We start from the raw sequence: 15,762 nt of genomic DNA on the forward strand, positions 1-15,762 counted from the left end.
CAAAAAAGTCGGTCAAAAATATAAATATTGAACAAAAAAAAGTATCGCTAAAAGAACTTTTAATGTCGCTATTTGTTTTTTCACTTAAAAACCCCCTAAAAACTTCTGTAAAAGTGTATTTTTGTAGTAAAATAGACTAGGGAAAACATTTTATTTTAGAACCATTCTAAATAACAAGTTTTACGTAAACCACTAAATTCATGTCAAAAAACATCGCAGAAAGTACATTTAGAGAAATTTCTATAGAAAAAGGTTTTTTTGTCCTAAAATTTCAAAACAATTCTGACCAAACGGAGTTTTTTAAAAGAGATATAGACAACTCATACATACAACTACACTACTGTGTTAAAGGTAATTGTAAGTTTAACTTCAATAACAATAGTTATACTTTTAATGTTTTAGACAAACATTCAATTTTCCTATATAACCCACAACAAGATTTACCTATCAATTTAGAAATACTACCTAAAACCTCTTTGGTTTCAGTTTTAATTTCTATTGAAAAGTTTCACGCTCTTTTCTCTAAAGAAGCTAGTTATATACCTTTTTTAAGTGAAAATAATAAAAATAAAAAATATTACGACAACGCAGAAATAAGTGCTAATGTTTTATTCGTACTTCAACAAATTTTAACAGCGAAAAACCAAAGCTCTATGAAAGACCTTTATATAAAAGGAAAAACATACGAGCTATTAAGTTTACATTTTGACAGCGGTGAAAACACCAACGAAGAATATTGTCCTTTTTTGGTGGATGATCGTGAAGTTTTAAAAATAAGAAAAGCAAAAGATATAATCATTGCTAGAATGAGTGAGCCTCCTAGTTTACAAGATTTATCTAACGAAGTAGGTTTAAACTTAAAAAAATTAAAAGAAGGATTCAAACAAATTTATGGAGATACTGTATACAGCTTTTTGTTTGACTATAAAATGGATCATGCTAGAAAACTATTAGAAAGTAACCAATATAATGTTAACGAAGTTGGTTTACAGGTTGGTTATAGTACTTCTAGTCATTTTATTGCTGCTTTTAAAAAAAAGTTTGGCACTACCCCTAAACAATATATAATGAGTTTACAACAGTAGAAAAAAATTAAAAACTCATAATCTTACAAAATGAAACAACTTACTCATTACGATATAGAAAATAACCAAAAAGAATTTCCTATAACCATTGTTTGTGATACTATCCGTACTCCTGAAAATATAGGAATGTGTTTTCGAATTTCAGAAAGTTTTGGCGTATCTAAAATATATTTACACGAAAGCTCTCCTTCTGTAGATAATAGAATTGTAAAAAAAACTGCTCGAAATACAATTCAACAAATATCACATAATACGTATAACAATTTCGAACAACTTATCCATCAATTAAAAGAAGAAGGAAACACTATTATTGGAATTGAAATTACCGATGAAAGCATAGATATTAGCGATTACGATTTCTGTACACATTCTAAAATTGTATTACTTTTGGGTAGCGAAAGAAACGGTATAGAAAACATAAATTTAGTAGACGCAACAGTTGCGATACCAATGTACGGAAGAAATTCTAGCATGAATGTAATTCACAGTTTAGCTATCGCATTATACGAAACGACAAATCAGTTAAAAGAAAAGAACTTGAAATAGTATGAAAGGAGTTTTATTAGTAAACCTTGGCTCACCAGAAAGCACAAACCCTAAAGACGTAAAAAAATACTTAGGAGAATTTTTAATGGACGAACGTGTTATTGACGTTCCTTACTGGCTAAGAACATTTATTGTTAAAGGTATTATTTTAAATACTCGTCCTAAAAAATCGGCAGAAGCCTATCAAAAAATTTGGTGGAAAGAAGGCTCTCCTTTAATTGTATTATCAGAACGTTTACAAAACAAAGTACAAGCAAAAACAGAACTTCCTATTTCCTTAGCAATGCGTTATGGAAACCCTTCAATTAAAAGTGGATTACAAGAACTACATGATAAAGGCGTCACAGAAGTACTATTAGTTCCGTTATACCCTCAGTTTGCCATGGCAACTACAGAGACTATCTTGGTATTAGCTGAAGAGTTAAGAAAAGAATTCTTTCCTAACATGAAAATTACCGATGTACCTGCTTTTTATAACAAACCAGAATATATAAAAGCACTATCTAATAGCATAAAAGATTATTTATCTGATAAAGATTATGACCATATTTTATTCTCTTATCATGGAGTTCCAGAGCGTCACATCAGAAAATCTGACATTACAAAATCGCACTGTAATCCTGAAGCAGGAAATTTAAGTTGTTGTAATACTCCTTCAGAAGCTCATAAATATTGCTACCGTCATCAATGTTATCAAACCACTAAAAATGTAATTTCTGAATTAGGATTAGACGAAAATAAAGTTTCTACCTCATTCCAATCACGTTTAGGAGTGGATCCTTGGTTACAACCCTATACCGACAGAACTATTGTGAATAAAGCCGAAAAAGACGGCATTAAAAAATTAGCAATTGTAACTCCTGCCTTTGTTTCTGATTGTTTAGAAACACTAGAGGAAATAGCTATGGAAGGAAAACACGAGTTCTTAGAAGCTGGTGGTGAAGAATTTCACACAGTTCCTTGTATTAACGACAATGATGAATGGGTAAATGTTTTAGCAGGATGGATTAATGAATTTCAGTTAACAACAAACAATTAACAGATTGCCACGCTTTCGCTTCTCTTGAGCCACAGTCGAAAGACTCGCAATGACACAAAAACTGTCATTATGAGAAGCGATAACGACGTGATAATCTCTTTCAAGTCATAAGTTAACAAAATTAAAAACTTGTAACTTTACAACTTTCAAACATTAAAACTCATGGATTTTCTATACGTAAAAGCATTACACATTATATTTGTAGTAACTTGGTTTGCAGGATTATTTTACATAGGTCGTCTGTTTATTTACCATGTAGAAGCTGAAAAAAAAGACGAACTAGCCAAGTCTATATTACAAACACAATACAAGTTAATGTCTAAACGTTTATGGTATATTATTACTTGGCCTTCTTTATTTTTAGCAAGTTTTTTTGCTTTTTGGATGCTATATAAAAATCCTTATTACTTAAAAATGCCTTGGATGCATGTAAAATTAGCTTTTGTATTAGCGCTATATTTTTACCACGGATTTTGCCATAAAATATACAAAGAACTACAACATGATCAGATTAAATACACATCTAATAAACTCCGCTTATTTAATGAAATTCCAACTGTAATTTTATTCGCTGTTGTATTTTTAGTCGTTTTAAAAAGTGCTATCAACTGGATTTGGGGCGTTGTAGGAATTATCTTATTTGGAGTATTATTGATGATTGGTATTCGTTATTATAAAAAGGTAAGAGCTAAAAAATCTTGGGATAAATACGAGCAAGAATTGATGGATGATGATAAAAAAACTAACAATTAATTTCTTTTTTATAACAAGTAACTTTACTACTTTCGCGACAAATTATAAACCTCAAATTAAATCACATTTAACTATGAAAAAAATTTTAGTTTTAACAATTGCTATGTTTAGCTTATTAGCTTGTTCTTCTGATGATGAAAACAATTTAGACCCTATAGTAGGAACTTGGTATAAGTTTTCTGAAGAAGGCATAGAAGCAAGTGATTGTGAAAAGAAATCTTCTGTTACTTTTAAAGAAAATGGAACCTTTAACTCAGTATCATATGAATCTATTGATGATGAATGTATTATAGAGGATGAGTTTTCCGCTACATGGACAAACAAAGGAAATGGGGTTTATTCAAGAATAAACAATGGTGAATCATCTGATTCAAGCATTACTTTTTCTGATAATGGTAATACTATGACATCTGTATATAAACAGGAATATAATGGAGAAACTCTTACAGATATAACTGTTTTTAAGAGGAAGTAACTTATTTACATTTTGACTCATCCTAAAAAACAGCTTTGAAATAAATTTCAAAGCTGTTTTTTATCCCTTTATCGATTGTTCAAACGGTATCCTATTTACAATACTCCTTCCCAAAGTAACTTCATCTGCATATTCTAACTCATCTCCTACCGAGATTCCTCTAGCAATGGTTGATGTAGTTACTCCGTATTTTTCTATCTGTTTGTAAATATAAAAATTGGTGGTATCACCTTCCATGGTAGAACTCAGAGCAAAAATCAACTCTTTAATTTCGCCTTCTTTTACTTTTTCTACTAATGATTCAATCTGTAAGTTTTGAGGACCAATTCCTTCAATAGGAGAAATCTTCCCTCCTAACACATGATACAAACCTCTATATTGTGCTGTGTTTTCAATCGCCATTACATCACGAATATCCTCCACTACACATACAATCTCAGCATTTCGCTTCGGATTACTACAAATATCACATAACACTGTATCTGAAATATTATGGCACTTTTTACACGATTTTACATCATTTCGTAAATGCGTTAAAGCCTCTGCCAAATACTTCGTATTTTCTTTCGGTTGTTTTAATAAATGTAACACCAAACGAAGTGCAGTACGCTTACCAATACCCGGTAATCTGCTTACTTCATTTACTGCATTTTCTAATAATTTCGACGAAAAATCCATGTTGCGAATTTACAATTTTTCGATAAGGATTAAGTATCTTCGTAGCTTTAAAATTAAAACTTCAATTCACATGAATTCAGAGATAAGAAACCTAGAACCAAAAGCTGTTTGGAAAAATTTTGCCGACTTAAACGCTGTACCTCGTCCATCAAAAAAAGAGGAAAGAGTCATTCAATTTATGGTAGATTTCGGTAAGAAACTAAATCTTGAAACCATGGTTGATAAAGTAGGAAACGTGATTATTCGTAAGCCTGCTTCAACTGGAATGGAAGACAGAAAAACAGTAGTAATGCAAAGCCATTTAGATATGGTACACCAAAAAAATGCTGATACTGTTTTTGATTTTGACACCGAAGGAATTAAAATGTTTGTAGATGGTGATTGGGTTAAAGCTGACGGAACTACATTAGGAGCCGACAACGGTTTAGGTGTTGCCGCTATCATGGGAGTTTTAGAATCTACTGATATTCCTCACCCTGCTATCGAGGCTTTATTCACAATTGATGAAGAAACAGGTATGACAGGTGCAATGGGACTTGAAGGAGGTTTATTAGAAGGTGAAATTTTATTAAATCTAGACACTGAAGAAGATGATGAAATAGGAATGGGATGTGCTGGTGGTGTAGATGTTACCGCTACTAGAAATTATAGTGAAGAAACTACTCCTGAAAACACAATCGCCTATGAAATTTCTGTTACTGGACTAAATGGTGGTCACTCAGGAATGGATATTATTAAAGGTTTAGGAAACGCTAACAAAATTATGAACCGTTTATTATTTGATGGATTTACCAACTTTGGTTTACGTGTTTCGGAAATTAACGGAGGTAGTTTACGTAATGCTATTCCTCGCGAAAGCTTTTCAACTGTAGTTATTGATGCTGTTTCTAAAGAACCTTTCCAATTTGAAATACATGAGCTTATCAACAACATCAAAGCTGAGTTTTCAACACTAGAACCTAATCTAACTATTGAATTAAAAGAAATTGACACTCCTGAAACTGTAATGGATCTAGGCGTTCAAGAAGGATTAATTAAAGCCGTTTATGCTGCTTTAAATGGTGTATATCGAATGAGCCCTGATATTGAAGGTTTAGTAGAAACCTCAAACAACATTGCTCGTATTATTGTAAAAGATGGAGCTATTAAAATTGGATGTTTAACACGTTCTTCTTCTGAAACAAATAAGTGGGACTTAGCTAACTCATTACGTTCATCTTTTGAATTAGCTGGTTTTGATGTAGAGTTTTCTGGTTCGTATCCTGGATGGTTACCAAACGTAAATTCTGAGATTTTAAAAACTGTAACTAATTTATATGAAGAGTTACACAACGAAAAACCTATTGTAGCTGCATGTCATGCAGGGTTAGAATGTGGTATTTTAGGTCAAAACTATCCAGAAATGGATATGGTTTCTTTTGGTCCAAACATTAAAGGTGCACACTCACCTGATGAGCGCGCACAAATATCATCAACACAAAAATTCTGGAATTTTTTATTAGAGATTTTAAAGAACACTCCAGTTAAGAGTTAAAGACTTATACATAAACTTTAAAACCACAGCTTTTCAGTTGTGGTTTTTTGTTTACATTTATAAAATGAATTTTCTAGCGCATTTATATCTTTCTGACAACAATACTAATGTGATGATTGGTAATTTTATTGCCGATCATGTAAAAGGAAAAAACTTTTCTCACTATCATGAAGACATTCAAAAAGGTATTATATTACATCGTGAAATTGACACCTATACAGATGCGCATAAAACTGTCAGAATAAGCAAACGACGTTTACATGAACGCTATCGACATTACGATGGTGTAATTATCGATATTTTTTACGATCATTATTTAGCCAAAAACTGGAAAAATTATTCACAAATTCCACTAGACGTCTATGTAAACTCTGTCTATAATTTACTTCAAGACAATATTGATATTCTTCCTGAAAAAACACAAGAAATGCTACCCTACATGATACAGTATGACTGGTTATATAATTATCAATTTGCTAAAGGGATTCAGGAAGTCCTAAACGGAATGAATAGACGCACTAATGGGAAATCAAAAATGAATTTAGCAACCGGAGATTTGTTAGAGAATTATCAGATTTTCGAAAATGATTTCACTACTTTTTTTGAAGACCTTCGCACATTCTCTCATCAAAAACTAAAAGAACTAAGTTAACAACACATGAAAAAAGCATTCTTATTTTTTTTAACACTCATAGTATTATATAGCTGTAAAAAAGAAAAAGTTCTAGGTACAATTACTGAAAAGGCTATGGTAGTTTCTGCCCGTAAAGAAGCTTCACAAATTGGTTCGGATATCTTACAAAAAGGAGGAAATGCTTTCGACGCTATGGTAGCCACAGAATTAGCTTTAGCAGTAACATATCCTTACGCTGGTAATCTTGGTGGTGGTGGATTCATGGTTTATCGAAAAAACACGGGAGAAATTGGTGCGCTTGACTATCGCGAAAAAGCTCCACTTGCTGCTCATAAAGACATGTATTTAGATAGCATAGGAGATGTAATTAAAAACAAAAGTACTTTAGGAGCTATGGCTGCAGGAATTCCAGGAACAGTGGCTGGTGTTTTTGCTACACATGAAAAATTCGGCTCATTACCTATTCAAGAGATTTTAAAACCAATTATAGCTTTAGCTAAAAAAGGAGTTGTAGTTACTCAAAAACAAGAAGACCGTATAAAAAAGTATCAACATTATTTTTTAGAAGTAAATAAAGATTCTATTCTTTTTGACAAGCCTTGGAAAAAGGGAGACACTATCAAATATACTGCTTTAGCAGCAACTTTAGAACGTATTGCAAAAAATGGTCGTGATGAGTTTTACAAAGGAGAAACCGCTAAACGCCTTGTTGATTTTATGCAAAACAATGGCGGAATTATGACCGAAGAAGATTTGGCTAAGTATGAAGCTAGATGGAGAACTCCAATCACTTTTACCTACGACGATTTACGAATTATTTCAATGTCTCCACCTGCTAGTGGGGGAATTTGTTTAGCACAAATAATGAACGGAATTGAACCGTTTGATTTAGATAAATACGGTCATAATTCAACAAAAACTATGCAGATAATTACTGAAGCAGAACGTAGAGCTTATGCAGATAGAAGTTTTTACTTAGGAGATCCTGATTTTGTAGAAATTCCTATTAAGACACTCATCAGTAAAGAATACACAAAAAATCGAATGCTTGATTTTTCTTTTGAAAAAGCCACCTCTTCAACCGATGTTTCTCATGGAAATATTACAATGGTTGAAAGTGATGAAACCACCCACTACTCTATTGTTGATCAATTTGGAAATGCTATTTCAGCCACAACAACCATTAATGGAGCTTACGGTTCTAAACTATATTGTTCAGATTTAGGTTTTTTCTTAAACAATGAAATGGATGATTTTTCAAGTAAACCTGGTGTACCGAATATGTTTGGTTTAGTAGGTGCTGAAGCCAATAAAATAGAACCTGAAAAACGCATGTTAAGCTCTATGACCCCTACTATTGTAGAAAAAAATGGTCAACTATACATGGTTTTAGGAACTCCTGGAGGTTCAACAATTATTACTTCAGTTTTGCAAACTATTTTAAATGTACATGAGTTTGATATGGGAATGCAAGAAGCCGTGAATCAACCACGTTTTCATCATCAATGGTTACCAGATGTAATTAAAATGGAACCAAAAGGTTTTGACGAACAAGTAAAAAAAGACTTACAACAATTAGGATACAAATTAGATGAAGCAAATTCACCTGTTATAGGAAAAGTAGATGCTATTTTAGTGCTTCCTAACGGAAAACTAGAAGGCGGTGCAGACCCTAGAGGAGACGATACCGCTGTAGGGTTTTAATTATTTCTTTTATACTGGAACTTCTTAATCACAACTTCTTGCTCTTCAGAAGGAGTATAATTTTGTGGTTGTCTCCATAAATTTAAATGCACTGTTTGGCATCCTTCATTAGGAATATACTGATTTTGACTCGCTGCTGTTGTCCAACTTATATCAGGCTTAGCAGGCAAACTATTTAAATCATATATACCATAATAAATTGAATAAATTACTGGAGTATTTTCATTTTTCCAATCCATTACAATAGTTATTTTACCTTTATCCTTCAATGTAATTCTATGTACATTTCCAGCAGGTTCCCAAGGCTGCAATGTAAATTGTGCATTTGTTGAATCACTAGGCTTATTCCACCTACTACATTCCAACATATCCAATTCTCTATGACAATTAGTTATTGATGAATCTTTTTCATATTGATATGTAAACACCCCAAAACAACAATTATTAGCTATATCATTAAAACTACCTACTGGTATTTCTGCTACCACCAAGTATTTTCCATAACCAGGATACATACGTTGTGGTGGGTTTCCTGCCGTATTAGGGTTGTTGGCTACCTTTCCCCACAACACTAACTCCACTGAAGACCATTGTTTGAGACCGTTAGGCAGTTGTGTTTCTTTCATTTTTAAATGTAATCCATCACTGTCTACAGTCGCACAGCGCGGATCCCATTGTTGATTATTGAACCAATATCCAGAATACGATATTCCAAACGGATAATTAGTCCACCAATAATACCCATCAAACTCTAACATTCCATTTACAGAATTCTCATTAGGTTCGATAGCTCCACTAGGCATTGGATTTCTTAGTATACAACTATCTGATTTATACATAACTTATTTATTTTTACAATTATATTAAAAGGAGCGTTCACCTCCTCTTTACTTACTTCCAAACAACTAAATGTAAACTAGTTACACCTTTCACTCCTCCTTGTTTTTCCAGTATGACTTAAATTTAGTTTACTCTTTTTCTTGTATTTAATTCTTTTCTACTAATGTTTGAAAAAAAGGTACGGACGTACCTTAATTGATAACAAAAATTATTTGCTTAGTTTTGAATAAAATAAGTACTTTGTTTTGATAATTTCTGAAACTCATAATGTAGAAAGCATAGCAACCCCGATTCGACTACAAGAATATGCTGTCGGAATTTTTAAAACCGTCCCTACTAAATCCAGCCTAAAAAAAGCTATTAAAAAAGGATTAATAAAGGTCAATGGTAAAATAGCTACAACAGCTTTGTATATTAGTAAAGAAGATACTATTGAGTTATTTCAATTAGAAGAAAAAACTCAAAGAAAACATTTTGATTTCCCTTTAGAAGTTCTTTTTGAAGATGATTACTTAGCTATTATTTATAAACCAGCAGGAATGTTGGTTAGTGGAAATTCTTTTGCCACAATTGATAATGCTCTAATACAAAATTTACAAAAAAGCGATTCACCAAATGCTACTCGCCCTCGACCTGTGCACCGATTAGATTATCCTACAAGTGGATTGTTACTTATTGGAAAAACAACCGAAAGTATTATTGTTTTAAACCAACTATTCGAAAAAAAGGAGATTCAGAAAACATATCACGCAATCTGTATTGGTAAAATAGAGAGGAAAGGTGAAATTAACTTTCCTATTGATGATAAAAAAGCTTCTACTTCGTTTGAAGTTATTGAAACTGCTGAGTCACCTAAATTTGATTTCTTGAACTTGGTTAAATTACATCCTAAAACAGGAAGAAAACATCAACTACGCAAGCATCTTTTCGCTATTGGCAATCCGATTTTAGGTGATAAAGAATACTTTATAGAAAATAAAGTATTAAAAGGAAAAGGGCTTTTTCTTCATGCTTCAACACTCGAATTCACGCACCCTTTTACTAAAGAAACAATCAACATTACAAAAGAACTTCCAAAGAAATTCAAAAAAATATTCCCATAATAAATATCTTTAAAACATCTATCTTTGCCGCATGCGAATAGATATTATTACGGTTGAACCCGACTTAATAAAGAGCCCATTTGAAAACTCAATGATGAAAAGGGCTATTGACAAAGGACTCGCTGAAGTTCATTTTCATAACCTACGAGAATATGGTTTTGGTAATTATCGTCAAATTGACGACTACCAATTTGGTGGAGGTGCTGGAATGGTTTTAATGATTGAACCTATAGCTAAATGTATTGAAAAGCTACAATCTGAAAGAACCTATGATGAAATCATATACATGACTCCAGATGCTAAAACACTAAATCAAGCTACAGCAAATACCCTTTCTTTAAAAGAAAATATAATTATTTTAACGGGACATTACAAAGGTGTAGATCAACGTGTACGTGATAAATATGTAACCAAAGAAATTTCTATTGGTGACTATGTGTTAACTGGAGGAGAATTGGCTGCAGTTGTTTTATGCGATGCTGTCATTCGTTTAATTCCTGGAGTTTTGGGTGATGAAACTTCTGCTTTAACTGATAGCTTTCAGGACAACTTACTATCACCTCCTGTATATACTAGACCTTCAGAATATGAAGGAATGAAGGTTCCTGAGGTGTTACTATCAGGTAATTTCCCTAAAATTGAAGAATGGCGCTCAGAACAAGCTTACAAAAGAACAAAAGAAATACGTCCAGATTTATTAGATTAACTAATAATCAGTGATTTATTTATTTTTTTTATCAAAAGAAAAGTTCTAAATTTGCAGCCACAAAATCAACCTCTGACGAAAATCGTGAATGTTGCTTTTATACAACCATAAATAACAAGAAAATGGATTTAGTAAAATTTGTTCAAGACGAATTTGTAACAAAAAACGAATTACCAGAATTCGCAGCTGGAGATACTATTACAGTATACTACGAAATTAAGGAAGGAAACAAAACTCGTACTCAGTTTTTTAGAGGAGTTGTTATCCAAAAGAGAGGAAGCGGAGCTTCTGAAACATTTACTATTAGAAAAATGTCTGGTACTGTAGGTGTTGAGCGTATTTTCCCTATCAACTTACCTTCTATCCAAAAGATCGAAGTAAACAAAAGAGGTAAAGTACGTAGAGCTCGTATTTACTACTTTAGAGGTCTTACTGGTAAGAAAGCAAGAATTAAAGAAAGAAGACACTAAAAACTTCTTCTCAAAAGAAATTAAAAACACCATGAAAATCATGGTGTTTTTTTATTCACATTTGTTAATAAAACACCACATTCAACTTGTTGATAACAAAACACCTAAAACACTAAAAAAGAGCTATTTATTTCTTATATTTGGAAAAGAGTTTACAAAGTAAGTGACCTCAGAATTATAGTTAACTGTATTAATCACTAAAAGTAAACCATTAAAGTAACGTTCTTTATATATTTTGTTTTTAAACGTAATTTAAGCTAAATACGATCATCATAATTTTTGATTAATTGTAAGTTATTAATAATTTATAGTTTTCTAGTTATAAGTTTATAAGTATTATTGGTTTAAATTTAGCTGGACTAACCTGTTTAAAAACATCGAAACTTTTATTTTATAGGTGACATAATTTATAAGGTAAAGTTTCTTTTGAAGTAGTAACGTAGCTTTATCTAAGGAAAAAGCATAAACACCGTTTATTTGATAATGTAGTAATACAAATCAGTACCTCTTACTATTTCAAGAAAGCCATATCAATTACAAGAAATTGTTTGATATGGCTTTTATTTTTAATAACAAATTCTCTATTTCACCTCTTTAAATTATCATATTCATAACAAAACATACTAATTAATAATAATTTACCATCAAAAAACTCAACCGTAATTCTTAAATTTGCGTCACTTCAAAATATAATTTAATTTATTACTTATACATATGAATAAGACTGCTAAAATTATGTACACAAAAACGGATGAAGCTCCAGCATTAGCTACTCGTTCGTTTTTACCAATCGTAAAAGCTTTTACAAAATCATCTAACATAGAAGTAGAAACCAAAGATATTTCTCTTGCTGGTCGTATTCTTGCTAACTTTTCAGACTTTTTACCTAAAGAACAACAAGTAGAAGATGCTTTAGCTTTTTTAGGAGATTTAGCAAAAAAGCCAGAAGCTAATATTATTAAACTTCCTAACATCTCTGCTTCTGTACCTCAATTAAAAGCCGCAATAAAAGAACTACAAGCTTTAGGATATTCTTTACCTGATTACCCAGAAGAAGCTACTACCGATGAAGAAAAAGCTATTTTAGCACGTTATAACAAAGTAAAAGGTTCTGCAGTAAACCCTGTTTTACGTGAAGGTAACTCTGACCGTAGAGCTCCAAAAGCTGTAAAAAATTACGCAAAAAAGAATCCTCATTCAATGGGAGCTTGGAGTTCAGACTCAAAAACTCATGTTTCAACAATGACTGAAGGAGATTTTGCACACAGTGAAAAATCAATTACAGTACCAAATGCTACAGATGTACAAATTGTACATACTGATGCTAATGGAAACAAAACTGTTTTAAAAGAAAAGGTATCATTACTAGCTGAAGAAGTAATTGACGCTTCTGTTATGAGTAAAAAAGCATTGTTAACTTTCTTAGAAGAGCAAGTTAAAGATGCTAATGATAAAGGAGTTTTATTCTCTTTACACATGAAAGCAACCATGATGAAAGTTTCAGACCCTATTATATTTGGTCATGCTGTTCGTGTTTTCTTTAAAGATTTATTTGCTAAGCATGGTGATACATTTAAAAAAATTGGTGTTGATGTAAACAACGGATTTGGTAACTTGTTGAGTAACCTAGAAGAATTACCAGCTGATAAAAAAGCAGAGATTTTAGCAGATATTGAAGCTATTTACGCTAGTAACCCTGATGTAGCAATGGTAAATTCTGACAAAGGAATTACCAACTTACACGTTCCTTCTGATGTAATTATTGATGCTTCTATGCCAGCAATGATTCGTACTTCTGGACAAATGTGGAATAAAGAAGGAAAACAACAAGATACTAAAGCTGTGATTCCTGATAGTTCTTATGCTGGTTTATACCAAGAAACTATCGATTTCTGTATTAAAAATGGAGCTTTTGATCCAACTACTATGGGTACAGTTCCTAATGTAGGATTAATGGCTCAAAAAGCTGAAGAATATGGTTCTCATGATAAAACTTTTGAAATCACTACTGATGGAAAAGTTGAAGTTATTGATGCTAATGGAACTGTTTTATTAGAACACACTGTTGAAGCGGGTGATATTTGGAGAATGTGTCAAACTAAAGATGCCCCTATTCAAGACTGGGTAAAGTTAGCTGTTACTCGTGCAAGAGCTACTCAAACTCCAGCTGTTTTCTGGTTAGGTGAAGAAAGAGCACACGATGCAGAAATCATTAAAAAAGTAGAAAAATATTTACAAGATCACGATACTACAGGTTTAGAAATTAAAATCTTATCTCCAATAGAGGCTACCAAATATACTTTAGAAAGAGTTAAAGAAGGAAAAGATACTATTTCTGTTACAGGAAACGTTTTACGTGACTATTTAACTGACTTATTCCCTATTTTAGAATTAGGAACTTCAGCTAAAATGTTATCTATCGTACCATTAATGAATGGTGGTGGATTATTTGAAACTGGTGCTGGTGGATCTGCTCCAAAACATGTTGAACAATTAGTAGAAGAAAATCACTTACGTTGGGATTCTTTAGGAGAATTTTTAGCATTAGCAGTTTCTTTAGAACACTTAGGGGAAACTAACGATAATACCAAGGCTAAAATATTAGCAGAAACCTTAGATGATGCGACAAGCAAATTGTTAGATAATAAAAAAGGACCTTCAAGAAAAACTGGTGAGCTAGACAACAGAGGTTCTCATTTTTATTTAGCTATGTACTGGGCACAAGCTTTAGCTTCTCAAGACAAAGATGCTGATTTAAAATCTCAATTTGCTCCTATAGCAGAAAAAATGGCTACTAATGAAGCGACAATTGTAGAAGAATTAAATTCTGTACAAGGTAAAGCTGTAAACATTGGTGGATATTATGAACCAAATGATGATTTAGCTAATGCAGTAATGCAGCCAAGTAAAACTCTTAATAATATTTTACAAAACATATAATTAATTAGTTATATAAAATTCAAAAGCAGGTGATAAATCACCTGCTTTTTCTATTAAAAAAGTAAACCAAACAAATTATTAAACAATAATGTCCGCCGAATTATTATTTAACCCCCATTACTTTGTTTTGACTTATAATTATGACACCATAAAATTATAATCATAACAATCTAATTTCTTAAAACTTTTAATTAGTAAATTTGAAGCATGAAGTTTACAAAAACAACCGAACAAGATTCCAACTATAATAATTTGGAAAAAATGAGTGTATCTGAATTACTGTTTAACATCAATAAAGAAGACAAATCAGTTCCTTTCGCTGTAGAAAAAGCACTTCCTCAAATAGAAAAACTAACGAAACATATTGTATTAAAATTAAAAGAAGGTGGTCGATTGTTTTACATTGGTGCTGGTACCAGTGGTAGGCTTGGAATTGTAGATGCTAGTGAATGTCCTCCTACTTTTGGCGTTCCTCACGAGTTAGTTGTTGGATTAATCGCTGGTGGTGATTATGCTATTAGAAAAGCTGTTGAATTCGCTGAAGATTCAACGAATCAAGGATGGAAAGATTTACAAGAGCATCAAATATCATCAAAAGATATTGTAGTAGGTATTGCTGCGTCTGGAACTACACCTTACGTTATTTCTGCTTTAGAAGAATGTAACAATAACGGTATTATTACAGGCTGTATAACCTGTAACCAAGGAAGTCCCTTAGCATTAACTGCTCAATTTCCTATTGAAGTTGTTGTAGGCCCTGAGTTTGTGACTGGAAGTTCTAGAATGAAAGCTGGAACAGCACAAAAATTAGTATTGAATATGCTTTCTACAGCTAGTATGATTCAATTAGGAAGAGTTAAGGGAAATAAAATGGTTGATATGCAATTGTCTAACAACAAATTAGTAGATAGAGGAGAAAAAATGTTAGCTTCTGAATTAAATATCGACCAAGAAACTGCTAGCGAGCTATTAAAAAAATATAGAAATGTTCGTGAAGCAATAAAAAACTATACAAATGAATAAAGCTACTACTTTTGAAGCTGGTATAAAAAAGCTCTTAGTTTTTTTAGGGTTGTTAATTATTTCTCCATTAGTATTAAGTATTGCTTTTAAAGCCTTACGTGCTTTTAAAGATGCTCCAAAAGTTTTTATTGCATATGGTCTGCTCGCAGTTGGTGTGTTGCTAATACTATTTACCGTATATTATGGCTTTAAAACTTTTAAAACTATATTAGACCACCTTTTTAGCAAATAA

Annotated in this window: 16 protein-coding genes; 14 read left to right on the forward strand and 2 right to left on the reverse strand. The window is 32.1% G+C overall.

Going from position 1 to position 15,762, the window contains the following annotated elements; translation table 11 throughout:
- The first annotated feature begins 200 nt into the window (after window positions 1–200).
- The 5 genes from ACXIHB_RS04445 (at window position 201) to ACXIHB_RS04465 (ending at window position 3,898) form a co-directional block, all read left to right on the forward strand.
- Entirely contained in the window at window positions 201–1,085 is an 885-nt protein-coding gene (locus tag ACXIHB_RS04445) for a helix-turn-helix domain-containing protein (RefSeq protein ID WP_462099014.1), read from the forward strand.
- A 30-nt stretch (window positions 1,086–1,115) separates the two neighbouring features.
- Window positions 1,116–1,631, forward strand: a complete 516-nt coding sequence (locus ACXIHB_RS04450) for a TrmH family RNA methyltransferase (RefSeq protein WP_047789683.1) — start codon at window positions 1,116–1,118, stop codon at window positions 1,629–1,631.
- A 1-nt stretch (window position 1,632) separates the two neighbouring features.
- On the forward strand, window positions 1,633–2,670 hold the full coding sequence (gene hemH, locus ACXIHB_RS04455) for a ferrochelatase (RefSeq protein WP_159611770.1): 1,038 nt from the start codon (window positions 1,633–1,635) through the stop codon (window positions 2,668–2,670).
- 162 nt (window positions 2,671–2,832) lie between these two features.
- The gene (locus ACXIHB_RS04460; RefSeq protein WP_462099015.1) at window positions 2,833–3,423 is read left to right on the forward strand and encodes a CopD family protein; all 591 of its coding nucleotides are present in this window, start codon (window positions 2,833–2,835) and stop codon (window positions 3,421–3,423) included.
- Between the two features lie 73 nt (window positions 3,424–3,496).
- Window positions 3,497–3,898 (forward strand): lipocalin-like domain-containing protein, encoded by a 402-nt coding sequence (locus ACXIHB_RS04465; RefSeq protein ID WP_159611774.1) that lies wholly within the window; start codon window positions 3,497–3,499, stop codon window positions 3,896–3,898.
- A 60-nt stretch (window positions 3,899–3,958) separates the two neighbouring features.
- Here the strand turns inward: ACXIHB_RS04465 and recR are convergent, their stop codons facing one another.
- Window positions 3,959–4,576 (reverse strand): recombination mediator RecR, encoded by a 618-nt coding sequence (gene recR / locus ACXIHB_RS04470; RefSeq protein ID WP_167714022.1) that lies wholly within the window; start codon window positions 4,574–4,576, stop codon window positions 3,959–3,961.
- Window positions 4,577–4,646: 70 nt separating this feature from the next.
- On the opposite strand from recR, the gene ACXIHB_RS04475 reads away from it, so the two are divergent.
- The 3 genes from ACXIHB_RS04475 to ggt all read left to right on the forward strand — a co-directional run bounded on the left by ACXIHB_RS04475 (window position 4,647) and on the right by ggt (window position 8,448).
- Complete coding sequence (locus ACXIHB_RS04475; RefSeq protein WP_239180235.1) at window positions 4,647–6,110, forward strand: aminoacyl-histidine dipeptidase; 1,464 nt, start codon at window positions 4,647–4,649, stop codon at window positions 6,108–6,110.
- 64 nt (window positions 6,111–6,174) lie between these two features.
- The gene (locus ACXIHB_RS04480; protein WP_047789677.1) at window positions 6,175–6,762 is read left to right on the forward strand and encodes an acyl carrier protein phosphodiesterase; all 588 of its coding nucleotides are present in this window, start codon (window positions 6,175–6,177) and stop codon (window positions 6,760–6,762) included.
- A gap of 6 nt (window positions 6,763–6,768) precedes the next feature.
- The gene (gene ggt / locus ACXIHB_RS04485; protein WP_462099016.1) at window positions 6,769–8,448 is read left to right on the forward strand and encodes a gamma-glutamyltransferase; all 1,680 of its coding nucleotides are present in this window, start codon (window positions 6,769–6,771) and stop codon (window positions 8,446–8,448) included.
- Here the strand turns inward: ggt and ACXIHB_RS04490 are convergent.
- Window positions 8,445–9,287, reverse strand: a complete 843-nt coding sequence (locus tag ACXIHB_RS04490) for a hypothetical protein (RefSeq protein ID WP_462099017.1) — start codon at window positions 9,285–9,287, stop codon at window positions 8,445–8,447. The two genes, ggt and ACXIHB_RS04490, sit on opposite strands and share 4 nt — an antisense overlap.
- 246 nt (window positions 9,288–9,533) lie before the next feature.
- On the opposite strand from ACXIHB_RS04490, the gene ACXIHB_RS04495 reads away from it, so the two are divergent.
- From ACXIHB_RS04495 to ACXIHB_RS04520, 6 genes are all read left to right on the forward strand, one after another.
- On the forward strand, window positions 9,534–10,391 hold the full coding sequence (locus tag ACXIHB_RS04495; RefSeq protein WP_462099018.1) for a pseudouridine synthase: 858 nt from the start codon (window positions 9,534–9,536) through the stop codon (window positions 10,389–10,391).
- Window positions 10,392–10,422: 31 nt separating this feature from the next.
- Window positions 10,423–11,097, forward strand: coding sequence for a tRNA (guanosine(37)-N1)-methyltransferase TrmD (trmD, locus tag ACXIHB_RS04500; protein WP_462099019.1), 675 nt, complete (start codon window positions 10,423–10,425; stop codon window positions 11,095–11,097).
- Window positions 11,098–11,219: 122 nt separating this feature from the next.
- Window positions 11,220–11,567: a 50S ribosomal protein L19 gene (gene rplS / locus ACXIHB_RS04505; protein WP_047789705.1), complete on the forward strand. Its 348-nt coding sequence runs from the start codon at window positions 11,220–11,222 to the stop codon at window positions 11,565–11,567.
- 714 nt (window positions 11,568–12,281) lie between these two features.
- Window positions 12,282–14,507 carry an NADP-dependent isocitrate dehydrogenase gene (locus ACXIHB_RS04510; protein ID WP_462099020.1) on the forward strand — a complete coding sequence of 742 codons (2,226 nt, stop codon included), beginning with the start codon at window positions 12,282–12,284 and terminating at the stop codon, window positions 14,505–14,507.
- A gap of 207 nt (window positions 14,508–14,714) precedes the next feature.
- On the forward strand, window positions 14,715–15,530 hold the full coding sequence (gene murQ / locus ACXIHB_RS04515) for an N-acetylmuramic acid 6-phosphate etherase (protein ID WP_047789627.1): 816 nt from the start codon (window positions 14,715–14,717) through the stop codon (window positions 15,528–15,530).
- Window positions 15,523–15,762, forward strand: a complete 240-nt coding sequence (locus tag ACXIHB_RS04520; RefSeq protein WP_462099021.1) for a DUF6095 family protein — start codon at window positions 15,523–15,525, stop codon at window positions 15,760–15,762. Before murQ ends, ACXIHB_RS04520 begins: the two co-directional genes overlap by 8 nt.

The sequence above is a fragment of the Tenacibaculum sp. IMCC1 genome, assembly GCF_054906355.1.